The 15374-nt window shown below is 72.4% G+C and carries 14 protein-coding genes and 1 riboswitch; of the genes, 8 read left to right on the forward strand and 6 right to left on the reverse strand.

Going from position 1 to position 15374, the window contains the following annotated elements; translation table 11 throughout:
- Window positions 1-64 precede the first annotated feature (64 nt).
- A complete protein-coding gene (locus ACGGAQ_RS08480; RefSeq protein WP_393045967.1) occupies window positions 65-1633 on the forward strand; it encodes a Na+/H+ antiporter in 1569 nt (522 codons plus the stop codon).
- Between the two features lie 144 nt (window positions 1634-1777).
- Entirely contained in the window at window positions 1778-3073 is a 1296-nt protein-coding gene (locus ACGGAQ_RS08485) for a hypothetical protein (RefSeq protein WP_393045969.1), read from the forward strand.
- A gap of 9 nt (window positions 3074-3082) precedes the next feature.
- Here ACGGAQ_RS08485 and ACGGAQ_RS08490 read toward each other — a convergent pair whose 3' ends face one another.
- The 4 genes from ACGGAQ_RS08490 to ACGGAQ_RS08505 all read right to left on the reverse strand — a co-directional run bounded on the left by ACGGAQ_RS08490 (window position 3083) and on the right by ACGGAQ_RS08505 (window position 7957).
- Entirely contained in the window at window positions 3083-3835 is a 753-nt protein-coding gene (locus tag ACGGAQ_RS08490) for an amino acid ABC transporter ATP-binding protein (protein WP_393045971.1), read from the reverse strand.
- Window positions 3832-4611, reverse strand: coding sequence for an amino acid ABC transporter permease (locus ACGGAQ_RS08495; protein WP_354855079.1), 780 nt, complete (start codon window positions 4609-4611; stop codon window positions 3832-3834). The genes ACGGAQ_RS08490 and ACGGAQ_RS08495 overlap by 4 nt, the downstream gene beginning before the upstream one ends.
- Before the next feature lie 39 nt (window positions 4612-4650).
- Window positions 4651-5514 (reverse strand): ABC transporter substrate-binding protein, encoded by an 864-nt coding sequence (locus ACGGAQ_RS08500; RefSeq protein ID WP_393045973.1) that lies wholly within the window; start codon window positions 5512-5514, stop codon window positions 4651-4653.
- A gap of 307 nt (window positions 5515-5821) precedes the next feature.
- A riboswitch (SAM riboswitch) is annotated at window positions 5822-5933 on the reverse strand.
- Window positions 5934-6016: 83 nt separating this feature from the next.
- Window positions 6017-7957 carry an amino acid transporter gene (locus ACGGAQ_RS08505; RefSeq protein ID WP_393045975.1) on the reverse strand — a complete coding sequence of 647 codons (1941 nt, stop codon included), beginning with the start codon at window positions 7955-7957 and terminating at the stop codon, window positions 6017-6019.
- Between the two features lie 229 nt (window positions 7958-8186).
- Here ACGGAQ_RS08505 and corA point away from each other — a divergent pair, with 229 nt between their 5' ends.
- Entirely contained in the window at window positions 8187-9314 is a 1128-nt protein-coding gene (gene corA / locus ACGGAQ_RS08510) for a magnesium/cobalt transporter CorA (RefSeq protein ID WP_393045977.1), read from the forward strand.
- A gap of 16 nt (window positions 9315-9330) precedes the next feature.
- Here corA and ACGGAQ_RS08515 read toward each other — a convergent pair whose 3' ends face one another.
- Entirely contained in the window at window positions 9331-9516 is a 186-nt protein-coding gene (locus ACGGAQ_RS08515) for a hypothetical protein (protein ID WP_007457747.1), read from the reverse strand.
- Between the two features lie 227 nt (window positions 9517-9743).
- On the opposite strand from ACGGAQ_RS08515, the gene ACGGAQ_RS08520 reads away from it, so the two are divergent.
- Window positions 9744-10997: an MFS transporter gene (locus ACGGAQ_RS08520; protein ID WP_393045979.1), complete on the forward strand. Its 1254-nt coding sequence runs from the start codon at window positions 9744-9746 to the stop codon at window positions 10995-10997.
- A gap of 63 nt (window positions 10998-11060) precedes the next feature.
- Window positions 11061-11591 (forward strand): VanZ family protein, encoded by a 531-nt coding sequence (locus ACGGAQ_RS08525; protein ID WP_393045980.1) that lies wholly within the window; start codon window positions 11061-11063, stop codon window positions 11589-11591.
- Window positions 11592-11717: 126 nt separating this feature from the next.
- Here the strand turns inward: ACGGAQ_RS08525 and ACGGAQ_RS08530 are convergent, their stop codons facing one another.
- Entirely contained in the window at window positions 11718-12233 is a 516-nt protein-coding gene (locus ACGGAQ_RS08530; RefSeq protein ID WP_355136042.1) for a 2'-5' RNA ligase family protein, read from the reverse strand.
- Window positions 12234-12312: 79 nt separating this feature from the next.
- On the opposite strand from ACGGAQ_RS08530, the gene ACGGAQ_RS08535 reads away from it, so the two are divergent.
- The 3 genes from ACGGAQ_RS08535 (at window position 12313) to ACGGAQ_RS08545 (ending at window position 15374) form a co-directional block, all read left to right on the forward strand.
- Window positions 12313-12822: a DinB family protein gene (locus ACGGAQ_RS08535; RefSeq protein WP_393045982.1), complete on the forward strand. Its 510-nt coding sequence runs from the start codon at window positions 12313-12315 to the stop codon at window positions 12820-12822.
- 84 nt (window positions 12823-12906) lie between these two features.
- Window positions 12907-13296 carry an SCP2 sterol-binding domain-containing protein gene (locus ACGGAQ_RS08540; RefSeq protein WP_393045984.1) on the forward strand — a complete coding sequence of 130 codons (390 nt, stop codon included), beginning with the start codon at window positions 12907-12909 and terminating at the stop codon, window positions 13294-13296.
- On the forward strand, window positions 13293-15374 hold the full coding sequence (locus ACGGAQ_RS08545; protein WP_393045986.1) for a glycogen debranching N-terminal domain-containing protein: 2082 nt from the start codon (window positions 13293-13295) through the stop codon (window positions 15372-15374). The genes ACGGAQ_RS08540 and ACGGAQ_RS08545 overlap by 4 nt, the downstream gene beginning before the upstream one ends.

Genomic DNA, 15374 nt, shown 5'->3' on the forward strand with positions numbered 1-15374 from the left:
CGGGGTGCGATCAGATGGAACAACCCGGCGTTCGTCGTCGGCCGGGGATCGAGGGGGGTACGCCGTGCAGGTGCTCGTCCTGATCGTGGTGGTGGGCGTCACCGTCCTGGTCGGCACCACCCTCGGCGGCCGGTACCGGGTGGCGCCGCCGGTGCTGCTCATCGGGTTCGGGGTGCTGCTCGGGCTGGTGCCGCCGCTGTCCAAGGTGACCCTGGAGCCGGACCTGGTGCTGCTGATCTTCCTGCCCGCGATCCTCTACCGGGAGAGCCTCACCATCAGCCTGCGCGAGATCCGGGCCAACCTGCCGGTGATCGGGCTGCTCGCCGTGGTGCTCGTGGTGCTCACCATGGTCACGGTGTCCCTGACCGCGCAGGCGCTCGGCGTGCACCCGGCAGCCGCCTGGGTGCTCGGCGCGGTCCTCGCGCCGACCGACGCCGCCGCGGTCACCGGCCTGGCCAAGCGGCTGCCCCGCAAGCTGCTCACCACCCTGCACGCGGAGAGTCTGATCAACGACGGCACCGCCCTGGTGATCTTCGCGGTGACCGTGGATCTGCTCACCGGCAGCGCGAAGCCGGGGGTGCTGGGCATCGGCAAGGAGTTCGTCGGGGCCAGCATCGGTGGGGTCGTCGCCGGTCTGCTGGTGGGCACCACAGTGGTGCTGATCCGCAAGCGGCTCGACGACCCGCTGCGCGAGGGGGCGCTGAGCGTGCTGACGCCGTTCGGCGCGTTCCTGCTCGCCGACTCGGTGCACGCCAGCGGTGTGCTGGCCGTCGTGGTCGCCGGTCTGGTGCTCGCGTACGCCGGTCCACGGGTGATCCGCGCCCGCTCCCGGGTGCTGGCGTACGCGTTCTGGGACCTGTCCACGTTCCTCATCAACGGCGGGCTGTTCGTGCTGCTCGGCACGCAGATCCCCCGGGCGGTGAAGGGCATCGTCAGCACGTCGCCGCAGCGGGCCCTGCTGATTGTGCTCGTGGTCACGACCGTCGTCGTCTGCACCCGACTGGCCTTCGTCTTCCTCACGGCGGAGTCGGCGACGCTGCGGCGACGTCGGATGGCGGACCAGGGGGCGGTCAACTGGCGGGTGGGGATCGTGGCCGGCTGGTCCGGTTTCCGGGGCGCTGTGTCGCTCGCCGCCGCACTGGCCGTCCCGACGGTGACGGCCGCCGGTAGACCGGTGACCGAACGTGACCTGATCATCTTCGTCACCGCGCTGGTCATCGTCGTGATCATGCTCGTGCAGGGCACCACTCTGCCGCTGGTGGTGCGCTGGGCGGGGCTGACCGGCGACCCCGAACGCGTCGACGAGGCCCGGCAGGCCCGCCTGCGCGCCACCCAGGCCGGCCTGGACGCGCTGCCTGAGGTAGCCGCCGAGGTCGGCGTCGAGGGGGAGGTGGTACGTCGGCTGCAGGCCGAGTACCAGCGGCACCTGGAGGACTTCAATGACAGCGGTGGGCGTACCGCCGAGGAACGCCGCCTGGACCGCCGACTGCGCCTCGGCGTCCTGGCCCGCAAGCGGCGGGAGTTGACCCGGCTGCGCGACGACCGGGAGATCGACGACCTGGTGCTCCAGGAGCTTCAGGCCGCCCTGGACAACGAGGAGATCCGGCTGCTGGGGCGGGGACCCAACGAGTGAACACCCGGCGGTGCGGCCCGGTTCGGGCTGACGGATTGGTGACACCGCCCCCCGCGTGTGCCGGACGTCCGGGCACGTCGTCGGCGGGTACGGTGGTAACCGGTTCGGCGTCCGTCGATGTGTGCGGTCCGCGAGGGGGTGCCCATGACCACCGGAGGGAGCGAGGCCGACCTACGGGCGGTCACCGAGCGGGAGTTCCTCGACGACCTCGCCTCGGTCACCCGCGAGCGCGTCGCCACCGAGTTCCTCTACCTGATGGCGCAGGACGACGCCGTCGTCGGCGTCCAGTGGGAGCAGCCCGGCGTGGACCACCTCCGCCGCTACCGGGTGCGCGACGCCTGCCCGCACTGCGTCGTCCTCGCGGGGGTGTTGACGCTGGCGCCGATGCTGCCGCTGGACGAGCTGCGCGCCGGGCGCACCCGACCCCAGTACGAGACGGTGCTGCGCACCGGCCGGCTGCCCCACCTGGCATTCGCCCGTCCGGCCGGTCCGCCCGGCGCGAGCTGGCTGGGGGACTGCCACGCGGTCGACGGTGACCCGCACTCGGCTGCCGACTGCCCGAGGCACGCCGTGGCCTCGCCCACCGGCGACCCGCTGGAGCTGCGCCTCGGGTCGCTGCCCCGGGCCGTCCGGGAGCTGTACCCGCACGATGGCGCCGCGACCGCCGACCTGGCGCAGCGGTTGCGGATCGCCCAGGACTGGCGGGCCGACGCGCAGGCGGTGGCGAGCGGCATCCGCGAGGCGGCGGCGACGTGGGCGTTCCTGCGCACCTCCTGCGTGCTGGGCGTGCCGGTGCCCGGCGTCAACGGTCTCGTGCTCACCCTGCCACCGGGCCCGGCCCCGGACGACCGGCCCCTGGCCGAGCTGCACGCCGCGACGGCGCGCGCCGTGCCCACCGGTGGCCCGCTGCCCTACCAGGAGCGGGCCTGCCTGCTGCCGGAGCCGGCGTCGGGAACGCACCGCATGCCGACGTACGCCGGCGCGGTGGACCTGACGGCCGCGGCGCCGGTGCGTACGCTGCGTCTGCCGTCGCCCCGCCGGCCGCTGAGCACCACCGGCCGGGGCGTGCTGCTGCTCTACGAGGCCCGGCACGCCATGGGCCGGCACGTCGCGAGCGCGCCGGTGCGCGACGCCGCGTACTGGGATTCCGAGGCGGCGTTGAACGTCTTCGAGTTCACCCTGCTGGAGCGGGTCGCCGGACGGCACTACCAGGAGGCGGTGGCCGCCTACCTTCAGGCGCTGCGCCGGGAGGGCGACCTGCTCGCCCGCCCGCACAAGGTGCTCGACAGGCGCCGGCGCAAGGCGCTCTCGCTGGCGTTCGGCGGACTGGACGACGAGGAGCTGCACCTGTGGGCGTCGGTCGCGTACCGCAACGCCATCCTGGAGCTGCTCGGCGACCTGAAGGCGTTCGCGTTGCACCTGCGCCTCCAGGCCGGCTGAGCGGCCGTCTCAGAGCACCTGGGCGAGGAAGCGGCGGAGCCGGGGATGCTCGGCCCCCTCGAAGATCCTCTCCGGCGGGCCAGCCTCCAGCACCACACCCCGGTCCATGAAGGCGACGGTGTCGGCGACGTGCCGGGCGAAGCCCATCTCGTGGGTGACCACCACCATCGTCATTCCGGCGGCGGACAGGTCGGCCATCACCCCGAGCACCCCCTTGACCAGTTCGGGGTCGAGCGCCGAGGTGGCCTCGTCGAAGAGCATCACCTCGGGCCGCAGCGCCAGCGCCCGGGCGATCGCCACCCGCTGCTGCTGACCACCGGAGAGCTGCGCCGGCCGGGCATCGGCCTTGCCGGCGAGCCCCACCAGCTCCAACTGGGCGCGGGCGACGGCCACCGCCTCGTCCTCGCCGAGCTTGCGCAGCCGACGCAGCGCCAGGGTGACGTTGCGCAGCACGCTCATGTGCGGGAAGAGGTTGAACTGCTGGAAGACCATGCCCACCCGCTGGCGCAGCGCGTCCGGATCGTCGTGCAGGACGCTGCGCCCGTCCAGCAGCACGTCGCCGCGGTCGGGCTCGATGAGCCGGTTGAGGGTACGCAGCAGAGTGGACTTGCCCGACCCGGACGGCCCGATCACGCAGGCCGTTCCACCACGCTGCACGCTCAGGTCGACGCCGCGCAGCACGCGGTTCGGCCCGAAGGCCAGGTGGACGTCGCGCGCCTGGAGGCTGACCGAGGTGGTGGTCGCGGTCGTGGTGGTGGTCATCGCCGGTCTCCTTCCGGGGCGCCGGTCAGCGCCGGGTCGTCCTCGTCCTCGTCGTCGGCGGGTGCGGTGGCCGGCCGGCCGTGGCGCAGCCGCCTGTCGATCGCGTTCACGACGTGCGTCAGCGGGACGGTCAACGCCAGATAGAAGAGCCCGGCGAGCAGCAACGCGGACTCGTTGCCGGTGGTGGCCGCGTAGTCCTGCCCGATGCGGAACAGCTCCCGCTGGCTGGCCACCAGGCCGAGGAAGTAGACCAGGCTGGAGTCCTTGATCAGCGCGATGAGCTGGTTGACCCAGGCGGGCAGCACCCGCCGGATGCCCTGCGGGATGATCACCAGCCGCATCGCGTCGGCCCAGGAGAAGCCGAGTGCCCGCGCGCCCTCCAACTGGGCCGCCTCCACCGACTGGATGCCGGAGCGGAAGATCTCCCCGATGTACGCCGCCGCGATCAGCGACAGCGCGAGGATGCCCAGCGGGTACGGGTCCGGTCCCCAGACCTGCATGCCCAGCGGCGCCAGCCCGACGCCGATCAGCAGGATCGTCGCCGCGGCCGGCAGCCCCCGGAACACGTCGGTGTAGACGCGTGCCGGCCAGCGCAGCCACCGGCTGCGGGAGATGCCGGCCACGGCCAGCAGCAGGCCGAACACCGTGCCGAGCAGGGCGGCGGAGACCGCCAGGATCAGCGTGTTGGGCAGCCCGACGGTCAGCATCTCGGGCAGCGCCTCGCGCATCGCGTCAGCGTCGAAGAAGGTCTCCCACAGGGTGCTCAACGGATCCATCGGTCGCCTCTCCTACCGCCCTGCTCGTTCGTCACCGGTTCAGGACGCGGCCGACGCCGACGCCGACGGCGCGGCGGACGCGGACGGCACCGCCACCGTGCCGCTGCCCGGGGTGAAGTCCGCCGGGATCGGGCGGCCCGGGTAGTACTGGGCCTGCAACCGGCTCCAGGTGCCGTCGGCGATCACCTCGTCGAGGCCCTTGTTCAGCGCCTCGCGCAGCTTGTCGCTGCCCTTGGCCACGGCGTACGCGGTCGGCGCCGGGCTGAGCTGCTTGGCCGCCACGGTGATCTTGCCGTTGCTGTCGGCGGCCGACTTCTCGCCGATCTCCGCCGGGGCGATCCACGCGTCGGCGGTGCCCGCCTTGAGCTGGTTGAGTGCGCCGTTGTAGTCCGGCACCCGCACCGGGTCGAGCTGCTTGCCGGTGGCGTAGTCGTCCTGGACGGTGCCCTGCACCACCACGACCCGCTTGCCGGCGAGCTGGTCGAACCCGGTGATCGGCGAGCCGGCCGGCACGTCCAGACCGAAGTAGCCGAAGTCGTAACCGTTGCCGAAGTCGACGGTCTTCTTCCGCGCCTCGGTGATCGTGATCGAGGAGCTGCCGACGTCGAACTTGTGGTTGTTGACCTGGGAGAGCAGCGCGGAGAAGTCGGTGCCGACGAACTCGACCTTCAGGCCGAGCTTGCCGGCGACCGCGGTCAGCAGGTCGTTGTCGAAGCCGGTGAACTTACCGTCCTTGAGGTACACGTTCGGCGGGGCGTCGGTAAGCGTGCCGGCCCGCAGCACGCCGGCCTGCGCCAGGCCGTACGGGTTGCCTGCGGTGTCGTTCGAGGCGTCGTCGGTGCCGCAGGCGGTCAGCGCGCCGGCAACCACAAGGGCCGCCCCAACGGCAACGGCACGGCTCAAGCCAGAAGAAAATCGCACGGGTGTCTCCAAAAGGGTGCGTCGACCCGGTCGATCATGAAGTTGTTGCCCCGACACGCCGGTCGGGCGGGCAACAACGTCATGATCGACGCGAGGGTGGGTGGGCGTGGTGCGCCCAGAAAGGGGAGGGGAGGAACTAGCGCGTCAGGCGGCGGTACACGCCGCGCTGCACATTCGCATCAGGTCCACGTGGCGACGCCGGGTCAGGGGCGGCGTGAGCCGACCGGCCGGTGGCGTGGGGCTGAGGTTGCGCATACGGTCTCCCGGGTCTGTTGCTGACCTGGGTGCCAGGCCACGCTTGCACCGGCGTCCTGCCGGTGCCTGGTCTTCACCCGGGGCACCCCACCGCGGAGGAGGGTTGCCGGCCAGCGAGCCGGGGCTTCGCGCTGGCACTCATGACCTGCGCCGAGGTTAGCAGCGCCCACCGGTGGATCGTCCAGCCGTTATGACCACGCTCACCACCGGCGACGGTTCGGCCGGCAGGTCAACCGGTGTGCACGTGCGGCCGGCGGCGCGGGTCGGGCTCCTGGCGACGCAGGATCTCCCGGGTGACCGAGGCGATGGCACCCTGCCCGAACGCCAGGTAGCGCAGGATGTTGCGACCCGGGCCACCCTCGCTCCATTCGAAGTAGATGTGGGGGCGTCGCCGGCTCCGCTCGCGGATCTCCAGCAGCAGGGCGGCGAGCGCGGTGGGCACCGAGGAGCCGGTCAGGCTGAGCACCGGGTAGCTGTCGTGCACCACGCTGCCGCGCACCAGCAGCTCGGTCTCGAAGTCCGACGGGTCGGTGACGTGGACCTCGACGAAGATGACGTCGCTGTCGTCGGGGAAGTCGTTGTCCGCCATGGTCTGTGCCAGCTTGGCGCGGTACTCGGCCGGGTCGCGGCGGTCCGGCTCGTGCGCGATGAGGCGGATCCGACGGGTGGCACGCTCGTCGATCATCCGGGCGGCGGCCGGATCCAGCTCGACGTGGTCGACTCGCACCTCGTAGGCCCGTACGAGCCGGGACAGCACCGACACCAGGATCATCCCGCCGATGAAACAGGCGGCGATCTTGACGCCGTCGGGGCGTTCCACGACGTTCGCCACGGTGGTGTAGACGAAGATCAGCGTGATGGCCCCGAAGGCGTACATCCGCCCCCGCTGCCGCCGTCGTCGCGCCGCGAGGGTCACGGCCGTCGCCGCCGACGTGATCAACACCAGGACCCCGGTGGCGTACGCGCCGCCCTGCGCGTCCACGCTGGCGGAGAAGATCACCGTGATCAGGAATGCCACCGAGGTGAAGACCAGGACCAGCGGCCGGATCGCCCGCGCCCAGGTAGGGGCCATACCGTAGCGCGGCAGATACCGGGGTACGAGATTGAGCAGTCCGGCCATCGCCGACGCGCCCGCGAACCACAGGATCCCGATCGTGGACAGGTCGTAGACCGTGCCGAAAACGCCGCCGAGGTGCTGGTGCGCCAGGTAGGCCAGCGCCCGGCCGTTCGCCGGCCCGCCCGGCTGGAACGCCTCCGGCGGGATCAGCACGGTGGTGGTCACACTGCTGGTGATCAGGAAGACGCTCATCGTCGCGGCGGCGGTGGTGAGCAGCCGCCGCGCCCCCCGGATCCGGCCCAGCGGCCGGTCCTCCGAGTCCTCGCGATCCCCCCGGATGTGCGGCATCACGGCCACCCCGGTCTCGAAACCGGACAGGCCCAACGCCAGCTTCGGGAACACCAGCAGGGACAGCCCGACCACCAGCAGGGGATCGCCGTGCCCGGTGCTCAGCGCGGTGGTCCAGTCCCCGACCGCGCTCGGGTGGGTCACCACCCGCCACAGCGCGTCGGCGATCACCACCGCGTTCAGCGCCAGGTAGACCGCGACCAGGACGACGGCGATCCCGATGGCCTCGCCGAATCCCTTGAGGAACACCGCGCCCAGCAATGCCACCAGCAGCAGCGTGATGGCCACCTCGTGTCCCTTGAGCCCGCTGGGCCAGAACGGGTTCTCGTCGAGGTGGGCGGTCGCGTCCGCCGCCGAGAGGGTGATGGTGATGATGAAGTCGGTGGCTGCGAAACCGAGCAGCACCAGCACCAACAGCTTGCCCGGCCAGTAGCTCAGCAGGCGTACGAGCATCGCGATCGAGCCCTCACCGTGCGGGCTCTCCACCGCCACCCGCCGGTACACCGGCAGCGCGCCCAGCAGCGTCACCAGCACCAGCACCAGCGTCGCCACCGGCGACAACGCCCCGGCCGCGAGCGCGGCGATGCCCGGCTGGTAGCCCAGCGTCGAGAAGTAGTCGACACCGGTCAGGCACATCACCTTCCACCACGGGTGGTGCCGATCCTCGGGCGGGCGGCCGCCCGGGCCGGAATGCCGCGCGGCCCGCTCCGTACCGCCGTCGAGCAGCCAACCGCGCAGCCGCCCGGCGCGCCTGTTGCCCTGCACCGGCGCTTCCCCCGTCCTCCGCCCATGGTCACCGCGAGTATCCGCCCGGCCACACGCGCCCGTCCCCAGGTACGCCGAACCCACCCGTACCGGGTGGGGACGGCCGGCGAGTCGGAGGGTTTCGGCCCGGGGGCAGGGGGGATGCAGCGCCTCCGGCGCGCCTCGCACCGAGTCGTCCGGTCGGGCCGGGAGGCCGCCGGATCGGATGCCACCGGGGAAGGAGCGGGTCATGGTCGGCGGCCGTCGCTTCCGCCCGGGTGGTGGCTTCGGCCGTCAGCTCGACGAGCACGAGACCCGCGTCGGCGTGCCGCCACCGCCGGAGCCGCCCCCGCCCGCCGGTGGCATGGTGGACAGTGCCATCTACATCCGGGGACACCGGTTCGCCTCACCGGCCGGCCTCGCCGAGACGTACTCCTGCCTCCAGGAGCAGGACGACGCGATGGCCTGGATCGGGTTGTACCGGCCCGACATCGACCAGATCTCCTCGCTGGCGCGCGAGTTCCGCCTGCACGACCTGGCGGTGGAGGACGCGATCAACGCCCACCAGCGACCCAAGCTGGAGCGGTACGGGCACACGCTGTTCGTGGTGCTGCGTGCCGCCCGCTACGACGACCTGCGGGAGGAGGTCGAGTTCTCCGAACTGCACCTGTTCATCGGGCCCGGTTTCGTGGTGACGGTCCGCCACGGCGAGGTCCCCGACCTGGCCGCGGTCCGGCGACGGATGGAGGCCGACGCGCCGATGCTCGCCCAGGGGCCCGAGGCGGTCCTGTACGCGATCCTAGACCAGGTCGTCGACGGGTACGCGCCGGTGGTCGCCGGGTTGGAGAACGACATCGACGAGATCGAGACCCAGGTCTTCGGGGGTGACCCGAACGCCAGCCGGCGCATCTACGGGCTCAGCCGGGAGGTCATCGAGTTCCAGCGGGCCGCCCGGCCGCTGCTCACCATGCTCGACGCGTTGGCCACCGGCGCCGGCAGCTACGGCACGGACGAGGAGCTGCTGCGCTACCTGCGTGACGTGACCGACCACCTCACCCAGGTGGTCGAGCGGGTGGACGGGTTCCGGCACCTGCTGCAGAACATCCTCACCGTCAACGCCACCCTCGTCTCGCAGCAGCAGAACGAGGAGATGCGCAGCCTGACCGCGGCCAGCTACGCGCAGAACGAGGAGCTGAAGAAGGTCTCCTCGTGGGCCGCGATCCTGTTCGCCCCCACGCTCATCGGCACCGTGTACGGCATGAACTTCGTCCACATGCCGGAGCTGAACTGGCGCTTCGGCTACCTGTTCGCGCTGCTGCTGATGCTGCTGGTCTGCGGAACCCTCTACCTGGTGTTCAAGCGGCGCGGCTGGCTCTAGCAGCGGGGCGCGAGGCTCACTCGATGCCGCGCAGGATGTGCCGCTCGTCCTCGCTGTCGTCGTCACCGGCGCCGATGCGGCCGAGCAGCACGGCGGCGGCCCAGATGGTCAGGGGCGTAGCGGCCCCGGTCATCCCGCCGCCGGTCCGGTCGTGGCTGGTCTGGCTCCGCTCGGTGCGCGGTGGCCTGCGCTGAGCCTGCATGGGCCCTGCCTCTCCTCGTCGAAGCCGCCGCGGGCGGCGCGGTGTGCGCCCGCGCCCCCGGCCGGGCGGCCCGCGCGCGGGTCACCACCGGTACGGCATCCACGTCGAACCATCCCACGCCCGGCCGCATCCGCACCCCTTGTTTTCGGTTTCCCGACTGTCGCCCGCCAAACCGGACATCTCGCCTCGATGGTGCACCGACCGGCCGAGTGGGTAGCGAGGTACGGGTGAGCGGATCTCTCGACACCGCCGTCCGGGTCGCCGCCGGACGTGGAGCCCTGCCTCGCTACCTCGTCGCGGCGACGCTCGCCCGCGGCGCGGACGCCGGGGCGACCGTGGGAGTGGTGTTGCTGGCCACCGTGTCGCAGGTCGGGGCGACCCGGCCGGCGTTGCTCGGCGGACTGCTGGCCGCGTGCCTGACCGCGCCGCACCTGCTCGGACCCCTGCTGGCTCGCTGGCTGGACCGGGCGCCGGACGGTCGAGGCCGGTTGGCGGCCGGCTTCGTCACGTACGCCGCAGCGGTCTCGACGGCCGCGCTGCTGCTCGGTCGGGTGCCGGTGGGTGTGCCCGCCGCGTTGCTGGTCGTGGCCGGGACCTGCGGGCCGCTGCTGACCGGCGGACTGAGCAGCCGGCTCGCCGGGCTGCTCGACGCCGACGAGCGGGTGCAACGTCGCGGTCAGGGCTGGGACGCGGTCACGTACGGGGTGGGTGGCAGCGCCGGCCCGGCCGCCGTGGCTGCCCTCGCCGCCCTGGCCGGGCCTCGGCCGTCCCTGGTCGGGTTGGGTGTCGCCACCCTGCTCGCGGCCGCACTGGTGGTCACGCTGCCGGCACGCGTACCCGTCCGGCACGGGCCGGCGCGGACCGCGCCCGCCGCCCGTGGCGCGCTGCGGGCGCTGCTCGGTCCCGGACCGCTGCGCCGGGTCACCGCTGTCACCACGCTCGCCGCGCTCACCGGTGGAGCGGTGTCGGTGCTCGCCGTCGCGCTGGCGGTGGACCTCGACCGGGAGGCGGTCTCCGGTGCGCTGCTGGCCGCCGCGTACGGCGGTGGAAACCTCGCCGGCGCGCTCGTGGTCACCGCGTTTCCGCTTACCGGTGAGCCGGAACGACTCACCGTCCGGTGGGCGGCGCTCGGCGCGGTGGGGATCGGGCTCTGCGCCGCCGTGCCCAGCTTCCCGCTCGCGGTCGTCGCGTTCACCCTGGCCGGGGCGGCGACCGCGCCGCTCTTCGCGGCCACCCTGGCCGCCCGGTCGGCGTACGCGCCGGACGCCGTGCGGACGCAGGTGTTCGTGTCGACGGCGGCCCTGAAGGTGGCCGCCGGCTCGCTCGGGACCGGGCTGGCCGGTGCGCTCGCCCCGCTGGGTCCGCGCCTGCTGCTGGTGGCCGGGGCATCCATCGCGCTCGCCGCAGCGGTGGCGGCGGCGGTGTCCGCGCGTGGTCACCGGGGTGCTCGGCCGCCCGCACCCACGTCTCCCCTAGTGTGAACCCGTGTTTGATCAACTCTGCGGTCGTGGCGCCGAACCCGACCCCATCCTGGGCCCCCGTCGATGATCTCGACGTTCCTGGTCGAACACCGGTGGATCGCACCAGCAGCCCTGGTGCTGCTGATCCTCGTTGGGCCGTTCGCAGGCGGTTGGCTGGCCACCCGGCCGAGGATCGCCTGGGTGCTGACCGCGGCCTCGATGCTGCCGCTGGCGTTGCTCACCCTGGTGCCGCAGGACCGCGAGCTCTTCGCCCGCTGTGCGGTGCGGTGGGAGCTCCCCACGCTGACCGGCCCCGAGTCGCTGGCAAACATCCTGCTCTTCGTCGCGCCGGTGCTGCTGGTAGGCGTGGCCACCCGCCGCCCGATCCTGGCCGTGCTGGCCGGGAGCGGACTGTCGGTGGTGGTGGAAGCGGTGCAGGCAGCGGTGCCCGCGATCGGCCGCTCGTGTGACTCCGCCGATTGGATCAACAACACGATCGGCGTCGTCATCGGTGGAGCGCTTGCTTGGCTGTCGTTGACCGTAGCCGCGCGCCGGGCTTCCTTCAGGTCAGCGGCTGGCGCTGGGACGGTGGGCGCAGCCGGCGGCCGGCGGTGACCCTCGGTCACCTCCGTGGGGGCGGATGCGCTGGTGAGCGGTATACCTCAGAGGTATGAATATGACTCTGAGGTATACCGCTCAACAGCACATCGACACGGCGGGCAGCCAAAGCGGAGTGCTCGTCTAGGCCAGCGGATGGGCGATGCCGCGGGCGTGGTCGGTGAGGGCCGCGCCGACCACTGTCGCCGCCAGCGGCAGCACCTCCAGGCAACGGCGCACCGCGGCCGCCATCAGCGTGTTCGGCACCCGCATGGACAGCGTGCAGTGCGGCACCCAGCGCCCCGGCTGGTAGTGCTCGACCAGGGTGATGCCGGCGGCGGCGAGCCGGCCGTGCACCAACCGGTGGTGCGCCAACAGTTCCGGGGTGGGCGCCGGGCCGAGCCAGAGCACCCGTCCGACGAACTGCCCCGCGTACTGGAAGTCCAGTCGTAGTGGGGCCGCCACGACCGTTCCGCGCAGCGCCTCGGCGACCTGTTCGGGGTCGAAGCGGGGCGCGACCGCGAGCGACACGTGCGGGCGGTGGCGCTGCTCCAGCAGCGAGCGCATGCTCTGCACGCCCTCGGCCTCCAACGCGTCCCACAACACCCGGATCCGCCGGGTGGCATCCGGGTCCAGATACAGCTCCAGCGCCGCGACCACGTGATCACCGTAGCGGCCGAGATCTGGCTGTCGGTGTCGGGCGGTACCGTGATCGGAAACCGACCAGGAGGCGTGCCCCGTGGACGTGAGTGACCTGCTGACCGAGACGTACGACCGGCTGCCCGACCTCGTCCGCGCGGCGGTCGACGGCCTCACCACGGAGCAGCTGCGTCGGGCGCCCGGCGAGGGCGCCAACCCGGTCGGGTGGCTGGTCTGGCACCTCACCCGCGTCCAGGACCATCACGTCGCCGACCTGCTCGACGCCGAGCAGATCTGGGTCAGCGGGGACTGGGCGGGGCGGTTCGGGCTCACCGCCGACCCGGACAACACCGGCTATGGCCACACGCCCGCGCAGGTGGCGGAGGTGCGTCCGGAGAGCGCGCAGGCGCTGATCGACTACTACGAGGCGGTTTCGGCGCGTACCGGATCGTTCCTGGCGGGGCTGCGCCCGGCGGACCTGGACCGCGTGGTGGACGAGTCGTGGGACCCGCCGGTCACTCTCGGCGTACGGCTGGTCAGCATCGCCGACGACGACCTGCAACACGCCGGGCAGGCCGCCTACGTCCGCGGCCTCGTCGAGGCCGGCTGACCCGCGTCCCCCGGTTCACCCGGTTCGGGTGACTCCCGCTCACCCCGCGCCGGGTGATTCTGCGGGGATGCGGGAGGTGACCTGATGGGCACGACGGCGGCGCGGTTCCTGCAGGACCTGGACCCCGGCCGGCGCCCCGACCTGTCCGAGACCACCGCCGGGACGCTGCGGCTGGACATGCGCGGCGACGGCTGTACCGATCACTGGTACCTGACCGTCGCTGACCAGCACGTCCAGGTGACCCGGTCGGCCGACGACGCCGACCTGCTGGTCCGCGCCGATCGGGCGGTCTTCGACGAGTTGGCCAGCGGTCAGCTGCACCTCGCCGAGGCGTTGCTGCGCAACGAGCTGACCGTGCGGGGCGACATGGCACTGCTGTTGCTGCTGCGGCGGCTCTTCCCCGGCCCGGCCGACGCCCGGCATCCCCGTGCGTTGGGCCGGGCGGCCCTCGCGAGACGGGAGGGGTCGCGATGAGGCAGGAGCAGGTGCACGTGATCGCCGGCAACGTGTTCGCGATCAGCGACGCCCAGGGCGACATGGAGGTCGACCCGCAGGCGCCGGTCGGGCTCTTCTCGTTCGACACCCGCTTCCTGTCCCGCTGGGTGCTCAGCGTCGACGGGGAACGCCTCAACGCGCTCTCCCGCGACGACATGACGTACTTCGAGACCCGGTTCTTCCTGGTGCCCGGTGCGGCGAGCCACTACGTGGACGCCGACGTGTCGATCATCCGGCACCGCTCGGTGCACGACTGCTTCCACGAGCAGATCACCGTGCTCAACCATTCGCCGAAGCCCGCCGACTTCACGGTGCGGATGGAGGTGGGCGCCGACTTCACCGACATCGCCGAGATCGCCGACGTCGCACGGCCCCGACCGCGGGCCGTCCACGTCGCGGCCGACGCCCACCGTGCGGCACTCGTGCTGCGCTACGAGCGGGAGCGGTTCGGCCGCGTCACCACGGTGCACAGCACCGCCCCCGCCGAGGTCGACGAGGAGGGATTCACGTTCCGGATCAGTCTTCCGCCCGAGGGGAAGTGGGAGACCAACCTGCACGTCAGCATGACGATGCGGGGCGAGGGTGACCGGGACATGCGCGCCGATCTGGGGTCGCACCAGCAGATCCTGCGGCGGGGAATGGGTGACGACCTGACCGCGTGGTTGGCCCGGGCCCCGCAGTTGGTGGCCGAACGGGCGGGCCTGGAGGCGACGTACCAGGGCGCTCTGGCCACCCTGGCGGCGCTGCGGTACCAGCCGCTCGCGTACACCGACCGGGTGCCGGTCGGCGGCCTGCCGTGGGCGATGGGAATGTGCGGGCGGGACAGCATCATCACCTGCCTGCAGAGCCTGGCGTTCACCCCCGAGCTGGCCCGCGCGACGCTGCGGATGCTGGCGCTGCTGCAGGGTGGCCAACTCGACGACGACCACGACGAGGAGCCGGGCAAGATCCTGGTCCAGTTGCGCTACGGCGAGTTGGCCGCGTTCGGGGAGCGGCCCAGCGCGCTGTACTACGGCGCGGCCGACACCACCCCGCTGTTCGTGGTCCTGCTCGACGAGTACGAGCGCTGGTCCGGCGACGCCGAGCTGGTCCGCGAGCTGCGCCACCCGGCCCGGCAGGCGCTGGACTGGATCGACGAGTACGGCGACATGACCGGCGACGGCTACGTGCGCTACCAGCGCCGCAACGAGCGGCACGGCGCGGTGAACCAGTCCTGGAAGGACTCCCGGGACGCGATCGTCGACGCGCACGGGCGGTTGCCCGCGTTTCCCCGCGCCACCTGCGAGTTGCAGGGCTACGCGTACGACGCGAAGCGGCGCGGCGCCCGGCTGGCCCGCGAGTTCTGGGGCGAGCCCGAGTACGCCGACCGGCTCGATCGGGAGGCGGCGGCGCTCAAGGAGCGGTTCAACCGGGACTTCTGGTTGCCGCACCGGGAGTACTACGCGTTGGCGCTGGACCCGTACGGCGAGCAGGTCGACGCCCTGACGTCCAACATCGGGCACCTGCTGTGGAGCGGGATCGTCGCGGACGATCGCGCCGAGGCGGTCGCCGAGCACCTGCTCGGGCCGCGCCTGTTCAGCGGCTGGGGGGTGCGGACGTTCGCCACCGGCCAGCGCCCGTACAACCCGGTGGGCTCGCACCTGGGGGCGGTGTGGCCGTCGGACAACGCCCTGATCGCCGCCGGTCTGCGGCACTACCGTTTCGACGCGCACGCGGCCCGGATCGCGGCCGGCATCTTCGACATGGCGCAGACGCTCGGCGGAGCGGTGCCGGAGCTGATCGCCGGCTACGAGCGGAGCTTGACCAAGTATCCGGTCCAGTTGCCCTCGGCCGGTCGTCCCCAGTCGTGGTCCTCGGCCGCGCTGCTGATGTTGCTGGGCACCCTGTTGGGCCTGCGGCCCACCGGCGAGAACCTGCTGGTGAATCCCGCCCTGCCCAGCGGCTTCGGCGGCGTCGAGCTGCTCGACATCCCCGGCCGTTGGGGGCACACCGACGCGTACGCCGGTGACCGCTCCACCCAGGCGGGGGCCCGCCCGCGGACCCAACGGCGACCGTGA

This window comes from Micromonospora sp. NPDC047557 (assembly GCF_043205095.1).
Classification (GTDB): Bacteria; Actinomycetota; Actinomycetes; order Mycobacteriales; family Micromonosporaceae; genus Micromonospora.